Source organism: Pseudomonas sp. Irchel 3A5 (genome assembly GCF_900187575.1).
Taxonomy (GTDB): Bacteria; Pseudomonadota; Gammaproteobacteria; order Pseudomonadales; family Pseudomonadaceae; genus Aquipseudomonas; species Aquipseudomonas folii.
The window spans coordinates 264,566-281,589 of the sequence record NZ_FYDU01000008.1; the positions used below are offsets into that span (position 1 = coordinate 264,566).

At 59.1% G+C, this 17,024-nt stretch carries 13 protein-coding genes and 1 riboswitch; of the genes, 4 read left to right on the forward strand and 9 right to left on the reverse strand.

Annotated features, from left to right (window positions below; genetic code table 11):
• Positions 1–194 precede the first annotated feature (194 nt).
• Together CKW31_RS15715 and CKW31_RS15720 are read left to right on the forward strand one after the other, a co-directional pair.
• Complete coding sequence (locus CKW31_RS15715) at positions 195–1,493, forward strand: NAD(P)/FAD-dependent oxidoreductase (protein WP_095096696.1); 1,299 nt, start codon at positions 195–197, stop codon at positions 1,491–1,493.
• 309 nt (positions 1,494–1,802) lie between these two features.
• Positions 1,803–3,308: a methyl-accepting chemotaxis protein gene (locus tag CKW31_RS15720; protein ID WP_095096699.1), complete on the forward strand. Its 1,506-nt coding sequence runs from the start codon at positions 1,803–1,805 to the stop codon at positions 3,306–3,308.
• Between the two features lie 107 nt (positions 3,309–3,415).
• Here CKW31_RS15720 and mntP read toward each other — a convergent pair whose 3' ends face one another.
• The 6 genes from mntP to CKW31_RS15750 form a co-directional block, all read right to left on the reverse strand.
• Entirely contained in the window at positions 3,416–3,982 is a 567-nt protein-coding gene (gene mntP, locus CKW31_RS15725) for a manganese efflux pump MntP (protein ID WP_095096702.1), read from the reverse strand.
• 6 nt (positions 3,983–3,988) lie between these two features.
• Positions 3,989–4,158, reverse strand: a riboswitch (yybP-ykoY riboswitch).
• A 197-nt stretch (positions 4,159–4,355) separates the two neighbouring features.
• Positions 4,356–6,389: an LTA synthase family protein gene (locus tag CKW31_RS15730; RefSeq protein WP_095096913.1), complete on the reverse strand. Its 2,034-nt coding sequence runs from the start codon at positions 6,387–6,389 to the stop codon at positions 4,356–4,358.
• A 23-nt stretch (positions 6,390–6,412) separates the two neighbouring features.
• Positions 6,413–7,042, reverse strand: coding sequence for a hypothetical protein (locus CKW31_RS15735; RefSeq protein WP_095096704.1), 630 nt, complete (start codon positions 7,040–7,042; stop codon positions 6,413–6,415).
• Complete coding sequence (locus CKW31_RS15740; protein ID WP_095096707.1) at positions 7,039–8,337, reverse strand: exo-alpha-sialidase; 1,299 nt, start codon at positions 8,335–8,337, stop codon at positions 7,039–7,041. The genes CKW31_RS15735 and CKW31_RS15740 overlap by 4 nt, the downstream gene beginning before the upstream one ends.
• Before the next feature lie 37 nt (positions 8,338–8,374).
• The gene (locus CKW31_RS15745; RefSeq protein WP_095096710.1) at positions 8,375–8,920 is read right to left on the reverse strand and encodes a cytochrome b/b6 domain-containing protein; all 546 of its coding nucleotides are present in this window, start codon (positions 8,918–8,920) and stop codon (positions 8,375–8,377) included.
• Complete coding sequence (locus tag CKW31_RS15750) at positions 8,920–9,189, reverse strand: PepSY domain-containing protein (protein WP_027900126.1); 270 nt, start codon at positions 9,187–9,189, stop codon at positions 8,920–8,922. Before CKW31_RS15750 ends, CKW31_RS15745 begins: the two co-directional genes overlap by 1 nt.
• 171 nt (positions 9,190–9,360) lie before the next feature.
• Between CKW31_RS15750 and CKW31_RS15755 the strand changes: the two genes are divergently transcribed.
• Both CKW31_RS15755 and CKW31_RS15760 read left to right on the forward strand, forming a co-directional pair.
• On the forward strand, positions 9,361–10,020 hold the full coding sequence (locus CKW31_RS15755; protein WP_095096713.1) for a response regulator: 660 nt from the start codon (positions 9,361–9,363) through the stop codon (positions 10,018–10,020).
• Entirely contained in the window at positions 10,020–11,393 is a 1,374-nt protein-coding gene (locus CKW31_RS15760; RefSeq protein ID WP_095096716.1) for an ATP-binding protein, read from the forward strand. Before CKW31_RS15755 ends, CKW31_RS15760 begins: the two co-directional genes overlap by 1 nt.
• A 241-nt stretch (positions 11,394–11,634) precedes the next feature.
• On the opposite strand, the gene CKW31_RS15765 is transcribed toward CKW31_RS15760, so the two are convergent.
• Genes CKW31_RS15765 through CKW31_RS15775 form a run of 3 tightly spaced genes read right to left on the reverse strand, consistent with a single transcriptional unit; the run spans position 11,635 to position 16,984 of the window.
• Positions 11,635–14,676: an efflux RND transporter permease subunit gene (locus tag CKW31_RS15765; protein WP_095096719.1), complete on the reverse strand. Its 3,042-nt coding sequence runs from the start codon at positions 14,674–14,676 to the stop codon at positions 11,635–11,637.
• Positions 14,673–15,773, reverse strand: a complete 1,101-nt coding sequence (locus tag CKW31_RS15770) for an efflux RND transporter periplasmic adaptor subunit (protein WP_256582635.1) — start codon at positions 15,771–15,773, stop codon at positions 14,673–14,675. Before CKW31_RS15770 ends, CKW31_RS15765 begins: the two co-directional genes overlap by 4 nt.
• Entirely contained in the window at positions 15,770–16,984 is a 1,215-nt protein-coding gene (locus CKW31_RS15775; RefSeq protein ID WP_095096722.1) for an efflux RND transporter periplasmic adaptor subunit, read from the reverse strand. Before CKW31_RS15775 ends, CKW31_RS15770 begins: the two co-directional genes overlap by 4 nt.
• Positions 16,985–17,024: the final 40 nt, after the last annotated feature.

The following is a 17,024-nucleotide window of genomic DNA, read 5'->3' on the forward strand; positions in this document are numbered from 1 at the left end:
GCAAGCCCCCATGATCCAGTCGAGCGCCGGCTTTTTGCCGCTGGCTGCTCCTGATCGTGGTGGTCGCAATGGTGGTTGGCCTGGACGTGTCGAGCCTTTTGTTGAGTTATCTGACGCTCTGAGCAGCAGCAAGACAGCGCTCGCGAGGATTAACTCATTCCCCCCGAATTCCTTAAACCTTATGAGATATCCCTATGACTCATCGTATTGTCATCGTTGGCGGCGGCGCTGGCGGTCTGGAGCTGGCGACCCGCCTGGGTAAAACCCTGGGCAAGAAAGGCACAGCAAGCGTGACCCTGGTCGACGCCAACCTGACCCACATCTGGAAACCGCTGTTGCACGAAGTCGCGGCAGGCTCGCTCAACTCTTATGAGGATGAGCTGAACTATGTGGCTCAAGCCAAGTGGAACCACTTTCAGTTCCAGCTCGGCAAAATGACCGGCCTGAACCGTGAGGCGCGGCAAATTCATCTGGCCGCCACGCTGGATGAAAACGGTCTGGAACTGGTTCCAGCGCGCAGCCTGGACTACGACTCGCTGGTGATTTCGGTAGGCAGCACCACTAACGACTTCAACACGCTTGGCGCGGCCGAGCACTGCCTGTTTCTTGATTCGCGCAAGCAGGCCGAGAAATTCCACCAGCAGCTGCTCAACCACTACCTGCGCGCCCACGCCGGGCAAATCGACAGCACCCAGGAAATCACCGTGGCCATTGTAGGCGCAGGCGCGACCGGCGTTGAGCTGGCGGCTGAACTGCACAACGCGGCTCACGAACTCGCGGCTTACGGATTGGGCAAGATCAAGCCGGAAAACCTGCGCATCACCGTCATCGAAGCAGGCCCGCGGGTGCTGCCTGCATTGCCGGAACGCATCGGCGGGCCGGTGCATAAAACCCTGGAGAAACTGGGTGTTACGGTCCTGACCGATGCTGCCGTGAGTGAAGTGACGGCCGACTCGCTAATCACCGCCAGTGGGTTGGTGATTCCGGCCACGCTCAAGGTCTGGGCAGCGGGCATTCGTGCACCGGCCTTCCTGCAGGAAATCGACGGGCTGGAAACCAACCGCATTAATCAGTTGCAGGTGCTCCCAACGCTGCAGACCACACGTGATGAAAACATCTTCGCGTTCGGCGACTGCGCAGCCTGCCCGCAGAAAGGCTCGGATCGTAACGTCCCGCCTCGTGCACAAGCGGCCCATCAGCAAGCGTCGCTGCTGGTCAAATCCCTGAAGCTGCGCATCGAAGGCAAGGCGCTGCCGGAATACAAATACACCGATTACGGCTCGCTGATCTCTCTGTCGAAATTCTCGGCAGTGGGGAATCTGATGGGCAACCTGACCGGCAGCGTCATGCTCGAAGGCTGGCTGGCGCGGATGTTTTACGTTTCCCTGTATCGCATGCACCAGATGGCGCTTTACGGCACCTTCCGCACACTGATGCTGATGCTCGGCAGCCGTATCGGCAAAGGGACCGAGCCGCGGATGAAGTTGCATTAATAACCGCTCTTTTCTGTAGGGGCTGCCGAAGGCTGCGATGTTCTACGCGGACATACCGCTATATTTCTGTAGGAGCTCACGAGCACCGCGAGGCAGCGATGGCGGTCTGTCTGATACACCGCTATCGCGGCCTCGCGGTGCTCGTGCGCTCCTACAGATCTGCCGTTTGGCGCATGACGGCGCCGCTCCTGCAAATCCATTGCGTGCTGCAACTGCACCAGTAATGGCATTCCGCTTCTTTAGTCCCATCGACACAGGCATACTCGGCGTTCCTGCGGTTCCCTGAAATGGATGTTGAGGATTTGCGTTATGTCGACGGTGCCCCGTTTTACCGATCATTACCGTAAAGCCGACCGCATCATGCTCGGGCTCTTGTGGATATGTTTCGTCTACGCCCTGGGGCTGGCGACCGTTTACTCGACCTTCGGCCAGGCCATTCTGGTCGGTGGCGGCACCGCCCTCGCGATGACCGCGCTGTACCCTAGCCTGAGGGGCACCCGGTTATTTCGTTGCCTGACGGGCGTTGCTCTGATGGTGATGGCGGGCTTGCATATCAATCAAACCCAAGGCGTCGTCGAGGTCCACTTCGGGATCTTCGCGCTGCTCGCAGTGCTGACGTTTTATCGCGACTGGCTGCCCATCGTTGTCGCAGCGGCCACCATCGCTGTTCACCACCTGTTGTTCCACGTGCTGCAACATGAAGGTTATCCGGTGTACGTGATGCAGCATCACGCTGGCTGGGATATGGTCTTCATCCATGCGGCCTATGTGGTCGCGGAAAGTGCCATCCTGATTTATCTCGCCATCCACAGCTATAGCGCGGCCAAAGAAAGCCAGGATCTGCTGGACAAGATCCTGCAGGCTGCAACGCGCCTGGATAACAGAACGGGCGTCGCTGAAAATCGTGCGGGCGTGCACTCTGCGCAGCGCTTTGATGATTTCCTGACGTTAATCACCCACACCGTTGGCGGTGTCATCCAGGAAACCAGCGGCTTGAGCGACATGGGTCGTCAGCTCTCTGTCACCGGCGACACTCTGGACAAGGGCGCGCAGCAACAGCTGGCAGAAATCACCCGCATGACCCACGCCATGCAACTGCTCACCACCGCGCTGGATGACATCTCGCAACACGCCAGCCAGGCGCATCAGGGTGCCAACAAGGCCAATGAGCAGTTGGTGAGAGGTCGTGAGTCAGTGGATCGGGCCAGCAAAGACATCGCCAATCTGGAGTCCTCCATCAGCGGTGCCAATCAGAGCGTGCAGTCGCTGGCCGAACAGGCAGAAAAGATCGGCAAGGTGATTAACGTGATCCGTGAAATCGCCGAACAAACCAATCTGTTGGCGCTCAATGCTGCCATTGAGGCAGCACGTGCAGGCGAACAGGGCCGCGGATTTGCCGTGGTGGCCGATGAGGTTCGCGGCCTGGCGCAGAAGACCGCAGGCTCGGTGGACGAAATCCGCCAGATCGTCGAATCATTACAGAAGGAAAGCCGCACCGCAGCCGAGTCGATGCGTACCAGCGGCGAAGAAGTCGGCCGCTGCGTGCAGGCCAGTCAGTTGGGCTCTGAGCTATTGAAAAGCACCGTTGCCGATGTGCTGGAAATCCACCGGTTGAACGTGCTGATCGCGGGCACCACCGAGCAGCAATCCGCGGCATCGGTGGGCATCAATGATCGTCTGACCGCTGTCCACGCCATTGCGCAGAACAATGCCTCGGATGTCGTTACCCTCATCCAGTGCAGCGAAGACCTCTCGCCGATGGCGAACCGTCTTCAGGCGCTGGGCGCAGCGTTTGCGGTGAAGAATCAGCTGTAATTTTTGTAGGAGCGGACGGAGGTCACGACGGCCGCGAAGCGATTTGTCAGGCAAACCGCCATCGCAGCCTCGCGCTGCTCGTTAGCTCCTACACACTCTCGAATCGACTACGCCGACAAGTGTTCGTACAAAATCGTCGCACCCACCAGCATCAGTACCACACCACCCATGATCTCGGCACGTTTGCCGACCATCGTCCCCAGTACCCGACCCAGCATTACACCGATGGTGACCATGGTCATGGTAGCCAGACCGATCGCAGCGGCTGCGACCAGAATATTCACGTCCACGAAAGCCAGGCCGACACCTACGGCAAGCGCGTCGATGCTGGTGGCAAAAGCGGTGACAGCGAGAATCAGGAACGAATGCTGACCGGCCTTTTCCTCTGGCTCTTCATCATCCTGCTTCACGCCGTTGTAGATCATGTGCAAGCCGAGAATCAGCAGCAGCGTAAAGGCGATCCAGTGGTCCCAGCTTTCGACGAAGCTGCTTGCGGCATTACCGATGGCCCAGCCGATGACGGGCGTGATGGCTTCAATCACACCGAAGATAAGACCGGTACGTAAGGCCTCAATAAAACGCGGTTTGTGCAGGCTTGAGCCTTTACCGATGGCCGCTGCGAAAGCGTCCGTGGACATGGCCAAGGCAAGGAATACAAGGGAAATGGGATTCACGGTTTACTTCCAGTCGGGCTATGAGTCAACGACACATCCACACGCCCGACTTTAGGCATGGATATGTCGCTGGTCTCGCCAACCAAAAGGTGCTCGTACCACGGCTGCTGCCGAGAATGTTGATACGAACGCTACTGAGATAACTCAGCAGCAGGCTACTCCCCAACGAAGGCGGGCATCATACCTGTAAAAGGCATGAAAATATCGTCAAACGGTTCACAAATTTCGGTTGTACAGGAGGAACACTATCCTTGTGGGAGCGGTGCTTGCCCGCGATAAGGACACCTCGATTCTGCAGATGAATCACCTAAACCTTATCGCGGGCAAGCACCGCTCCCACAGGGTTATCTGCTTGGCGCACCCATGTTCAACCTCACTGCACATTCCGGTACAACATCAATCGTGCGCTTTCATGCAGCCCGAGGGTCAACGCCCGCAACCGACTGAACTCCTCCGGGTGCTGACCGGCAACGTCCTCCAGAGGGGTGGCTGAGGCCAGGTCGTGCAGCGTCGGCGAGGTACCGTCGTGCTCCATCTGCAAGAGAAAATTCCGGGTCACGCCACCAATCAACGGGAACGTGCCTTCGCGCAAGACCAAGGGCACGACGCGCTCACCTTCCGGCGAAGGCTGTTGAATATCCCGGCCCATGGCGCCGTTGCTGAACGGAATCCCCGCCATGCCCGCCACGGTGGGCAACAAGTCCGCCAACCCGACCGCCTCCTCGACAACCTTCGTCCCTATCAAGCCTGGTGCGTGGATCAACATCGGTACGTTGTTGCTCTCCAGGCCTAACTGCTCAAACGCCGGTGGCATATGCGGGATCTGGCTGATGCGGGTGTTATGGTCGCCAAACAGGACAAAAATCGTGTTGTCGTAGTAACCGCCCGCCTTGGCTAGTTCCATCAGCCGCCCGATATTGAAGTCCAGCAAACGCACCGCGTTGTACTGCTCCACGCTGCGCGAACCCGCGGCCTGCACTTGTTCGAGGCTCAGGTTGCTGACTTCAAAACCGTCGTTTTCCCTGGGAATGGTAAACGGCCGGTGATTGCCTGCCGTCTGCAGATAAGCGAAGAACGGCTGATCCTTGGGCAGCGCGCGCAGGATTCGGTCGCCTTCCTTGAACAGATCCAGGTCGGAAATCCCCCACACATCCACCACGGGAGAATGCCAGTCACGCTCGTCATACAGTCGAATGTCGACGATGCTGCGGCGGATCAGCGCGTTCATATTGGCCCACCCGGAGTTGCCGCCAATCATGTACAGCTTCTCGTAGCCCTTGAAGTCGTTGATCAGTGTGTTTTGCCGGGTCAGCATCGGATGCCGGGTCGCGGTTTCCTGACGGGTCACATCGGGCACCCCGGTAATGCTTGCCCATACAGTTTTGGCAGTTCCCGTGACCGGCACATAGAAATGCCGGAAGAACCAGCTTTGCTGAGCCAGCCGATCCAGATTCGGCGTGGGATTGAGCGGGTTGCCATACGCCCCCACGGCGCTGGTGCCCAACGACTCCAGCATGACGAACACCACGTTCGGCGGCCGCGTGGCAGCCACGTTGTAAGGCTGCACGTCTTGCTGACGCTTGAAGGTCAGGCTTTGCGGGTCTGGCTTATCGACGCCCAGATACTCTGCGACGACCGAATAGTGACGACGCACAGCGTCCTCGTCGTAACGCGATTGCCCGACCTTGAGCGTGTCATACAGGAACAGCACCGGGTTCAAACCCAGAGCAGCAACCTGGCTGTTGCCCGAGAAGAACGCGTCGCTCCAGCGCAGCGGTACCGGGTTTTCCAGATTGAGGTTTTCCACTCGCCCCAGCAGCCCCAACAACGTGGCCAGCGTCACGAGCACTGCGCCAAACGCAGCAGACCAGCGCTTGATCGGCCTGGCCGAGCGCTCAAGGGTCAGTCGTTCCAGCCCGATGAAGGCAGCGACTATCACCCCGAGACCGGCGAGCCAACTGGCGGTGATCCACAACACCGGATAGGTCTGCCAAAGCATGTCCCGGGAAATCTGCGCGTCGTCCAGATAACGCATGACGCTGGCGTTGATCCGTACCCCCAGATACGCGTAATGACCGAAATCGACGATGTAGATCAGAGTGACCAGCGCCAATACGACCGCCAGATAGACCCGCGTCACCCACCGCAGCGCCCTTACGTTCAGCAGGTTCCAGCGTGGGAACCACAACAGGACAACGAGAGGTAAGGCCAACAGCAAAGCCAGACGCAAGTCGAAACGAAAGCCGATGCCCAGCGTCTGGGCGACGGTAGTGTCAGTGCTCAGGCTGGCAGGATCGACGCCGGAGAAACCGAAGAAAAACACCAGCCGCAAAACACTCAGCAGCACGAAAAAAAGCACGGTCACGCCCAGCCAATACAGCAGGCGCCGTGATTGCAGCCAACCCATTTTCATCCCCTTGACTCTCGCACTCACAAGCCCGAAACCGGCTTGATGCTTGATACCGTTATTGGTCGGTTACTGCGCCAGCGGCGATAGATGCCGCCCACAACCATCACCACCAGCGCCACGCAGCAATACAGCGCCAGCAGTGGGTCGATCAGGTAGTCCCAGTAGTTTTCAGAAGGTTTGCTGCGCACCGCGAAGGCCAGTGTTGCGCCCGCCAGCATCACCACACCCAGGCCGTTGCGCAGGTACAGCAAACCGAAAGCGATGACCGCAACAGCAATGATCAGCGGCCGCGGATTAAAGCCCAGACGATAAGGATCGCTGTAGCTCATCCCCAGCGTCGCCGGATACAGAACCAATGCCAAAGCCGCGAAAACAATCACCACCAGCGTGCCAGGTCGATCCACTCCAGGCAGTTTCACGCCCAGGCGCTGCAAGCTGAACCAGACAAGAACAATCGCGGTGGTGATCGCCAGATCGTCGGTAAAGCTGCGCACATAGGCGGCCAGCGAAAGACCATTGAAGCTGACAAAGCTCAGGGCTGAGAAACCCGCCAGAATGATCAGGCGCGACTTCACGCTCGGCGCCAACGGAGCAACCAGAAGGAATAGCGCCAGACTGAAAAACAGATGGGCTTGCCACAGAGACATCACAGCAGTTGCTCCGCGAGCCAGGCTTCATTGAAGCTGACGTGTTTGATGAAGGTGTTATTCCACGAATACACCAAGTGGTAGATGCCTTCAGGGCTGCGGATGAAGTACGGGTATTCGTACTCAAAATCGCAGCCTTGCGGTGAGCAAACGCGCTGATCGAGGTTGCTCAGGAACGCCTCCTCCAACGGATGACGGCGTTCACCACTGGAGGTCCGGAAACCTTCACCGATGATTTCCTTGTAGGCATCAAAGGAAAACGGATTGCCCAGCGGATCGGGGGACTTGTCCAGATCAATCAGCGACGTCCAGTGATCCATCTGCTCGTCTGTGCCGTACAGGCTTAATTTGAAACGACCGTCACGCAGGTCATTCAGCGCCACCAACAGACCGCGATCAGGCGTACCGACTGCTGCCAGCGAAGAGTTGGGATTGCTCGGCGCAAGGGGCAACGGTTCACTCCAGGTTTGGCCGCCATCTTCGGTGCGACTGGCGAGCACTTTGTGATGGGTATTGCCCGCATAGCGCAGCAATGCGATCCCACGCTTGTCATCCAGCGGAACCACCGTTGGCTGCAACGAGTTAGTACCCCGGCTGATGCGGAACTTGTCGATCACATCACCATTGGCGCTCAGGTAGAGGTACTCGGCAAACTTGCCGAGAAACTCGTGGTAAACCGGCAGGCCGATCGAACCGTCAGCGTGAAACACAGGCGCGGCGCGCACCAGGGTGCTGATATTGAGGAACGGCGAGGTGACCAGTTGACGCGGCTGCGACCAGTTCTTGCCCATGTCCTCGGAGACCATCACGTTGACTGAGCTGCCTGCCCAGCCGCCTACCGACACGGAAACATAGAACAGCCACAAGCGCTGGTCCGGTGCCAGAGCAACCACCGGGTTACCCAGCTTGCGGATGTACTTGCCGGTGCCTTCCTGCGTCGACTGACGCGTCGCCAATACCTGTTCATCGCCCCACTCGCCTGAGCCTGCATCGAATCGCGAGGCGCGGATTTCAACATCCCCCGCGCCTTCACGGGAGCCCGCGAACCACACCGACATCAGGTCGCCACCGGGCAATGCGGTTACTGCCGAGGAGTGAACGAAATCATCAAGATCAGACGATGCGAAGCGCGAGCTGTAGCTGGCTTTGACCGCGACGCCAGCAACGGGCGTTATCGGTGACGCGACTGCAAAGGCAGACAGTGTGTGCTGAGGATGGCTGAACCATGCAGCCAGGAAAACAAGAGCGAGCGCAACATATGCGCTCAATGCCGGGACATTCAGGGGAATTAATCGCATGAGTATTTATCACAGCTGTGCGGCAAAACGCCAGGACTCAATCTCGGGACTCATCGGCGAGAGGTCGCCGCCGGCCAGTGATCATTGACAACGGCAGGTTGTCCTTCACCTGATAACTTTCAAACAGTGCCGCCGCTATGTGCAGGCACACCACTAGCGCCAGGCCGTCAGCCAGCGTTTCATGAATCTGCTGAGGCCAGTCTGCACCCCACAGTGCATCCACTTCGGTCATTAGCCATCCGGTGAAACCGATCGCGAAAATCATCGCCATCATCAGCACCATGACCAGCGCGCCCAGCGGCGAATGCCCAAGCCGATGTTCCGGCTGACGCCTGACTAGCGAGCCAATATGGGCACGCAAGCGCGCAGGCGTCGGCCAGAAATCGGACCAGCGCGCACTGCGTGGCCCAATGAAACCCCACACCACGCGCACCACCAGCCAGGCAACCGCGTAATAGCCCAACCACACGTGCCAATCGTCACCCGCTTCATTGAAGAAGTAGTTAGAGACGAAAACACCGGCCAGGGAAATGTGGAACAGCCGCACCAGCGGGTCCCACAGGCGAAGGGTGGGGCGGCTCATCAGCCCTTGATCTCGGTCTTCACGGCTTTGCCGGTGACCGGATCGTGGTAGATCTCGACTTTGCGTTTGTCTTTGTCGAAACCGTAGATTTCGTAGCAGTTGCCATCAGTAACTTTGAACTTGCTGATCTCGTAACCCTGAGCCTTGAGTTGCTCCTGGAATTTGCCCTGATCCTGCCAGGTAGAACGTTCGGCGGTGGTGCATTGTGGACCGGCAAGGGCCAGTGGACTGGCGAGCAGAAAGGGAACCAGCAACAGGACTTTACGCATGGCAGACACTCGTAAGAACTAAGGAGCCGCTACTGTGCGAAACGAAGCTTAGCGAAAGCTTAGGACGCAACAGGCCGTTACATCTTCTCCGACACAAGGCTCTGCCCGAAGCGCTGGCGTAGCGGCATCATGTGCGCCCTTACCGGCTGAAAACAATGCGGAACACACCCTATGCGCCTGCTCCTTGTGGAAGATGACCGTGCCGTAGGCCAGGGCATTCGCGTCGCTCTCGGCAGCGAAGGCTACACGCTGGACTGGCTGCAAGACGGCGCGAGTGCTCTTCATGCCCTGCGCAGCGAACGCTTTGATTTGCTGCTGCTGGACCTTGGCCTGCCGCGTCTGGACGGTATCGACTTGCTGCGTCAGATTCGCGCGGAGCAACAGTCACTGCCGGTCCTGATCCTGACCGCACGGGACGGCACGCCTGACCGCATCGCCGGGCTGGACGCCGGTGCGGATGACTATCTGGTCAAACCCTTCGATGTGGACGAGCTCAAGGCTCGGGTTCGTGCGCTGCTGCGGCGCAGCCAGGGCCGGGCGCAACCGTTGCTGGAGCACGGGCAAATCAGCCTGGACCCTTCGACGCAGCAAGTCAGCTTCAACGGCGTTGAAATCGCCATGACGCCCATGGAGTACCAGCTCCTCCATCAACTGATGATACGGCCCGGTAAAGTCGTGACCCGCGAGCGCTTGTCGTCGACGCTGTACGGCTGGCAAGACAAGGTGGAGAGCAACACGCTGGAGGTGCTGATCCACAACCTGCGCAAAAAGCTCTCCGCAGAATTGATCCGTACCGTGCGCGGTGTGGGCTACCGGATCGAGACCTTGTGATGAGTTCAGTCCGCGCGCGCATTCTCGTCCCCGTGTTGCTCCTGCTGCTGTTGGGCGACTTGACCATCAGTTGGTTGGCGCTGCGCGATAGCCACACTGAAATTGAAGAGGTGTACGACGCGCAACTGGCGCAAAGCGCACGCCTGCTCCAAGGTGTTCTGCGTCAACGGCCGCCGGGCGAGACGGACCTTGATCGGCTGTATCAGGCTTTCGACGAAGCCATGAGTCGAGTAGGCGGCGGTGAAGCCGCGCATCCCTATGAGACCCGTCTGACGTTCCAGATCTGGCGTGACACTGGCGAACTTCTGGTGCGCTCCGCCGAGGCACCCGAGCTGGACGGCCCGCCCGTCACCGAGGGCTCACACGACTTCCTCAAAGACGGCAATGACTGGTGTGGTTTTCTGCTGGTCGATAAACAGCAAGGGCTACTGATCTGGGTTGGCGAACGTGACGACGTGCGTCAGGATCTGATTCAACGCATCGTCCGCCACACACTTTGGCCTACGGTGATTGGTGTGCCACTTCTCGCCATCGCCATCTGGCTGGCAATTGGCTGGGGAATGCGCCCGCTGCAATTCATGGCCAGCGTCATCCGCCGCCGTGCGCCGGAGAGCCTTGAGCCGCTGGTTCTTTCGCCGCTGCCCAAAGAACTGGAGCCCATGCAGACCTCGCTTAATCGCCTGCTGATCCAGATCGAAAACCTGCTGGAGCGGGAGCGACGCTTCATCGCCGACGCTGCCCATGAATTGCGTACCCCGCTGACCATCCTGCGCATCCACGCGCAAAACGCCCGGCAGGCGCAACTGCCAGAGCAACGCGAAGAGGCACTGGACTTTCTGGTGCATGGCGTCGATCGCGCCACGCGCATTGCCAGCCAGTTGCTGACCATGGCGCGTCTGGAACCGAAGATAAACCACGACGAACTGCAGACCTTCGACCTGGGCAGTCTGGTCCGCGAGGAGCTCGCCGAACTGACGCCACTGGCAGCCGAGAAAAAAGTCGAGCTGGTATTCGATGGCGTCGAGGACTTCCGGTTACACAGTGATCCCGCGGCCATTACCGTCGCGCTCCAGAATCTGCTGACCAACGCCCTTAATTTCGCTCCGGCCAACAGTGAGATTCGGGTCTTTCTCGACCGCAGTCACGACGGCCAGGCCGAGTTGCGCGTCGAGGACAGCGGGCCGGGCATCGACGAAAAAAATGCACCGCGTCTGCTGGAGCGTTTCTACAGCAATGGCCACAGCAACGGCGCAGGTCTGGGATTGGCCATCGTCGAGATGATCGTGAAAAAACTCGACAGCAGCTTTCAGATCGGCAACCGCCCTGATGGCGGATGCTGTGCGCAGTTGCGGCTCAGGAGTCTTGAGAGCTGACGTTTCTGGGCCTGTCCGGTGTCCATGACACCGCGCTGTCGCGCAGCAAACACTGACCTGTAGGAGCTCACGAGCACCGCGAGGCAGCGATGGCGTCCTGTCTGATACGACGCTATCGCGGCCTCGCGGTGCTCGTGCGCTCCTACAGAAAAACATCCCAAATCAGGTAGTTGTTTTTTTTCGATAGGAGTCGCCGCTCCCGCAGGATCCAACACAAAGACCGTATTCCATCCTGCCCGATTCAGGCCCTGGGCGGTTTGATCCCATAACAAACCATGTACAGCGCAGGCAGGAAAAACAGCGTCAGCACGGTAGCAATCGCAATGCCGCCAATCATGGCGTAGGCCATCGGCCCCCAGAACACCTCGCGGGCTATCGGGATCATGCCCAGACTTGCTGCCGCTGCAGTCAGCAGGATCGGGCGACAGCGGTGCTCGGTGGCCTTGACCACTGCGGTCCACGCCTCTTCTCCAGCCGCCATGAACTCGTCGATCTGCGTGACCAGAATCACCGAGTTGCGGATGATGATCCCGATCAACGCCAGCACCCCGAGAATCGCCACGAAGCCCAGCGGATAGCCGGTCAACAACAGCGCTGCGACAACCCCGATAAACCCTAGCGGCACCACGCTGACCACCAGCATCAGTTTCTTCACACTCTGCAACTGAATCATCAGAAAGGTCGCGACTAACAGCAGCATCAGCGGCACGACTTTCAGAATCGGCCCCTGAGAACGAGCGCTGGCTTCGACCGCGCCGCCGGTCGCCACCGAGTAACGCACTGGCAAGGCCGCACTGAACGCCTCGACCTGCGGACGCAACTCACGCACAAGCGCCGCAGGCTGCAAATGGCCGAGTACGTTGGCTTTCAGGGTAATGGTCGGTAGCCGGTCGCGACGCCAGACCAGCGGTTGCTCCTGTTCGTAACTCAAACTGGCGAAGGCCATCAACGGCACGCTGGTCCCGCCGGGCACCGGAATCTGCAGGTTGCTCAAGGTTTGCAGCGAGGTCCGCTCACTGGCTTCGGCACGCCCGACCAGATCCACCAGATAGGTGTCATCGCGAACCTTGGTGATGCTGGTGCCGGATACCAGGCTGTTGAGAATCTGCGCCACGTCTTCGGAAGACAGGCCAAACTGGCGCACCTTGTCCTGAGCGATGTCGATCTTCAACACTTTGCCAGGCTCATTCCAGTCGTAGATGACCTGCCCGATATTGGCGTTGGCATCCAGAATGGCCGCCAGTGCCATGGCCTGGCTACGGACCTGCTCGATGTCAGGACCGCTGACCCGATATTGCACCGGCCACCCCACCGGAGGGCCCATGTTCAGAGGCTGCACGTAGCCGCCAACGCCCACGAAGTCATCGCGAAAACGCTGGCGCAAACGCTCGATCAGTTGATCACGCCCTTCCCCGCCACGGCTGACAATGACCAGTTGACCGTAAAACGGATTGCTCAACTGCTGATCCAACGGCAAGTAAAAACGCACTGCGCCTTTGCCGACATAGGAACTCCAGTGCAACACGTCCGGATCGTCCTTGAGCGTGGTTTCGAGGCGATCCATGACCTGACGCGTACCGTCGATGGAGCCGTTCTGCGGCATGTAGATATCGACGAGAATTTCCGGACGATCCGAGTCCGGGAAAAACTGGTTCTGCAGTAACTTGCCCGCGAACAGCGAGCCGATGAAGACCAGCACGGTAAAGCCGATTACCCACCAGCGATGCTTGAGCGCTGCTGACAACGCCCGTCGAAATCCCGACATCCAGGCGCCGCCTGCATGCTGATGAGCTTTGGGTACTTTGAGGATGTGCACGCCAATCAGCGGCGCAAACAACACCGCCACCAGCCATGAGAGCAGTAACGCCACTGCGATCACTGCAAACATGGTGAAGACATACTCTCCCGCCGAGCTGGAATTCAGGCCAATGGGCACAAAGCCCGCGACCGTCACCAGCGTGCCCGTCAGCATCGGGAATGCCGTGGAGGTGTAGGCAAACGTAGCCGCCTGCTGCAACGAATCGCCGCCCTCAAGTCGGGTCACCATCATTTCCACGGTGATCATGGCGTCGTCCACCAACAGCCCCAATGCGATGATCAATGCCCCCAGAGAAATACGCTGCATGGTGATGCCGCTGTACTCCATGAAGACGAAAACCAGCGCCAACACCAGCGGGATCGAGCACGCCACCACGAGTCCGGCACGAATGCCCAGGCTGAGGAAACTCACCACCAACACAATCAGAATCGCCTCGAACAGCGCACGCGTGAAGCCGCCAATGGCCTTGTCCACCACCTCGGCCTGACTCGACACCAGATGCACGTCGATACCCAGTGGCAGCTCGCTGGTCAGCGCATCAATACGCTGCTGCAACCGCGTGCCGAAATCCTGGATATTGCCGCCCTGCTTCATGGCCACGGCCAGACCAATCGCTGGCTGGCCGTTGAAGCGGAACATCGAACTCGGTGGATCGGCATAACGACGCTCCACCGTTGCCAGATCACTCAGGCGAAAGAAGCGGTCACCGAAGCGCAGGTTGACGGCTTGCAGGTCACTTTCGTCCGAAAACTGGCCACTGGTGCGCACCGCAATTCTTTCCGGACCGGACTCGATGACACCGGCGGGCGTTACCGCGTTTTGCGCTTGCAGACTGGCGATGACCTGCCGCTGATCAATCCCCAAAGCCGCCAACTTGCGCATGGAGAAATTCAGATAGATCACCTCACGCTGCGCCCCCAGCAGCTCGATCTTGCCCAGGTCCTGCACACTGCGGATGTCTGCCCTGACCTGCTCGACATAGTCGCGTAGCTGACGAAACGACAGGCCGTCGGCGGTAAACGCATAGATGCTGCCGAAGACGTCACCGAACTCGTCGTTGAACGCAGGCCCCTGAATCCCGTCAGGCAGCTCACCCCGAATGTCCATGATCTTCTTGCGCACCTGATACCAGGCGGCGGGAATGTCGGCGCTGTGGGTGTCGCTCTTGAGGAATACAAACAGCGTCGACTCGCCAGCCAGGGTGTAGCTCTTCACGTAATCCAGCGCGTCGATTTCTTCGAGCTTCTTTTCCATACGATCGGTGACTTGCTGCAGCGTCTCCGGCAAGGTTGCACCCGGCCAACGGGCTTGAATGACCATGGTCTTGATGGCAAACGAAGGATCTTCCTCGCGCCCAAGATTCATGAACGACCAGCTTCCCATCAGCAGCGAAACGAACATCATGTACCAGACCAGTGTGCGGTGCCGAAGCCCCCAGGCAGACAGGTTAAAACGCTCCCTCACAAACTGACCTCGCGATCCATACGAATTCTCTGCCCGGCTTTCAGACCGTTGACTCCGGCGATGACTACCTTGTCACCGTCACGCAACTCGCCTTGCACACGCACCGACGTACCATGCCGGGCCAGGATCGTTACCTCCCGTGAGCTCAAGGTCGCTGAGTGCGGATCAATGACCCATACCTGCGCCTGACCCTCACGTTCCAGCACGGCGCTGCCCGGCAGTTCACGAAACGAAGCGGCGGCGCTGATAATTTCAACGCTCACCGTCGAACCCAGCCGAAAGCTGTCCGGCACGGAATCCAGGGTCAGCCGCACACGCTGGGTGCGGGTCGTCGGATCGATCTGCGGCGACAACTGACGCACCTGAGCAGCAACAAAAGCCTGTGGGTTGAGCTGGGAAATCACCTGAATCCGGATGCCTTGATCAAGGCTGGCAACCAGATCCAAAGGCAGATCAACCACAGCTTCACGGCTTTCCGGACGCGCCAGGCTGATGACCGGATGCCCGGTCGCGACCACCTGACCGACCTCGCCATGCCAATCGGTGACCACCCCATCGAACTCAGCCAGCAGACGGGTGTAGGACATATGATCACTGGCTTGCTGCAACGCGTTGCGGGCCTGACTGAGCATGGCGTCCTGAGTTTGCAAATCACCTATCATCTGATCCAGTCGCGCCTGAGCGCCCACACCCCGCTCGATCAGTTGCTGATAGCGCTGCCGCTCTGCGTTCAATTGCTGCCAGGTTGCTTTGGCCTTGTTCAGTTCCGCCTGTCGGGCCCGCAGCTGATTCTGCTGATCGCTGGGTTCAAGGGTCGCGAGAAGGTCGCCCCGACGAACCCTGTCGCCGATCTCGACCTGACGCGTTGCTATGCGGCCTGCCACCCGAAAACCCAGTGCGACTTCGTAGCGCGGCTGAATGCTGCCCGCAAAGCGGCCATGAACATGCTGCTGCGCATCGACCATTTCGATAAACAACACAGGCCGGTCGACTACCTCACGCAACGGCTTGTCACGGCAGCCTGCGACCATCATGAAAATGATGCAGAACAACCAGACTTTGCAGATCAAAACGATGCGGATCACGAAGACCTTCATCGACTCGCCCCCGCTGCCATAGCGATGGCCTTGTTCTCGTCGTCGGTCGTGTCTTGGCCCTCGCGCTCAGCGATGTCGACCCTCTGCCCCGGATACAAAAACTGCAGACCGCGGGATACCACCCAGTCACCCTCCGCCACTCCGGAGGCAATAACCACCTGACCCTGCTCATAACGCAGCACCTGCACTTCAACCAGACGCACACGGTTCTGCTCGTCCACCCGCCAGACCGCAGGTTTACCGTGGCTGCGACTCAAAGCCGACCATGGCAGGGTGAACGCTTTGCGGGCCTGGGAATCAAGCTTCGCGCTGACAACTGTGCCCAGAGCGAGATTGGCGGGAGCGTCCTGCAATGCGACGCGTACCCGTAATGTGCCGGTGGCGGAGGAGACAATCGGAGTGATTTCACGGATCTTGCCGGACAGCGTCAGATCCGGATTGCCCAGCCCCTTAACAAGCACGCGGCGACCCGGTTGGTCAGAGTCCAGCAATGATTCATAGGCGGCGAATACCGCTTCTCGCTCGCCATCGTGGGCAAGACTGAAAATAGGCGTGGCCGCTTGCACCACCTGGCCTTCTTCGGCATGACGCGCCGTGATGACCCCGTCAGCCACCGCGACCAGTTCGGTGTAGCCCAATTGATCGCGCGCATTGGCCTGCTGTGCTTTCAGTGCGGCAAGATCACCCCGCGCACTCTCCAGCGCAGACTGCGCTTTCTGATACTCGCTGAGATTGGTGTAGCCCTTGGGCAGCAAGGTTTGCTGACGCTGATAATTGGTTTGTGCCAAACGCAGTCGCGATTCTCTGGCGGCGACTTCTGCATCGGCCGACGCCAGTTCGGTGTTCTGCTCTCGCGGGTCCAGCTTTGCCAACCGCTGACCAGCCCGCACGCGATCACCCACATCGACAAAGCGCTGCACCAGTTTGCCGGACACCCGAAAAGCCTGCTCCGTAACCTTGCGCGCCTGGATATCGCCTGTCAGCTCGACGCTGGTCAGGACGTCGGAGGAAACCACTTCCTGAACCGCCACACGGACCAGCGTTTTCGACACCGGCTTATCGTCAGAACAGCCACTGAGGGAAAGCACCAGCAAAACGTTGAGTCCCAGCGCCAGCCAAGGCTGGCGAACCACTTTTCCGGGATTCAAAAACCGGGATTTTCCGGCAACACGACAACGCCCGCACAATTGCACAGCACAAGAAATATTCATCAACGACAAAGCCACAGCCCAGTGAAGTATCGCCACACCC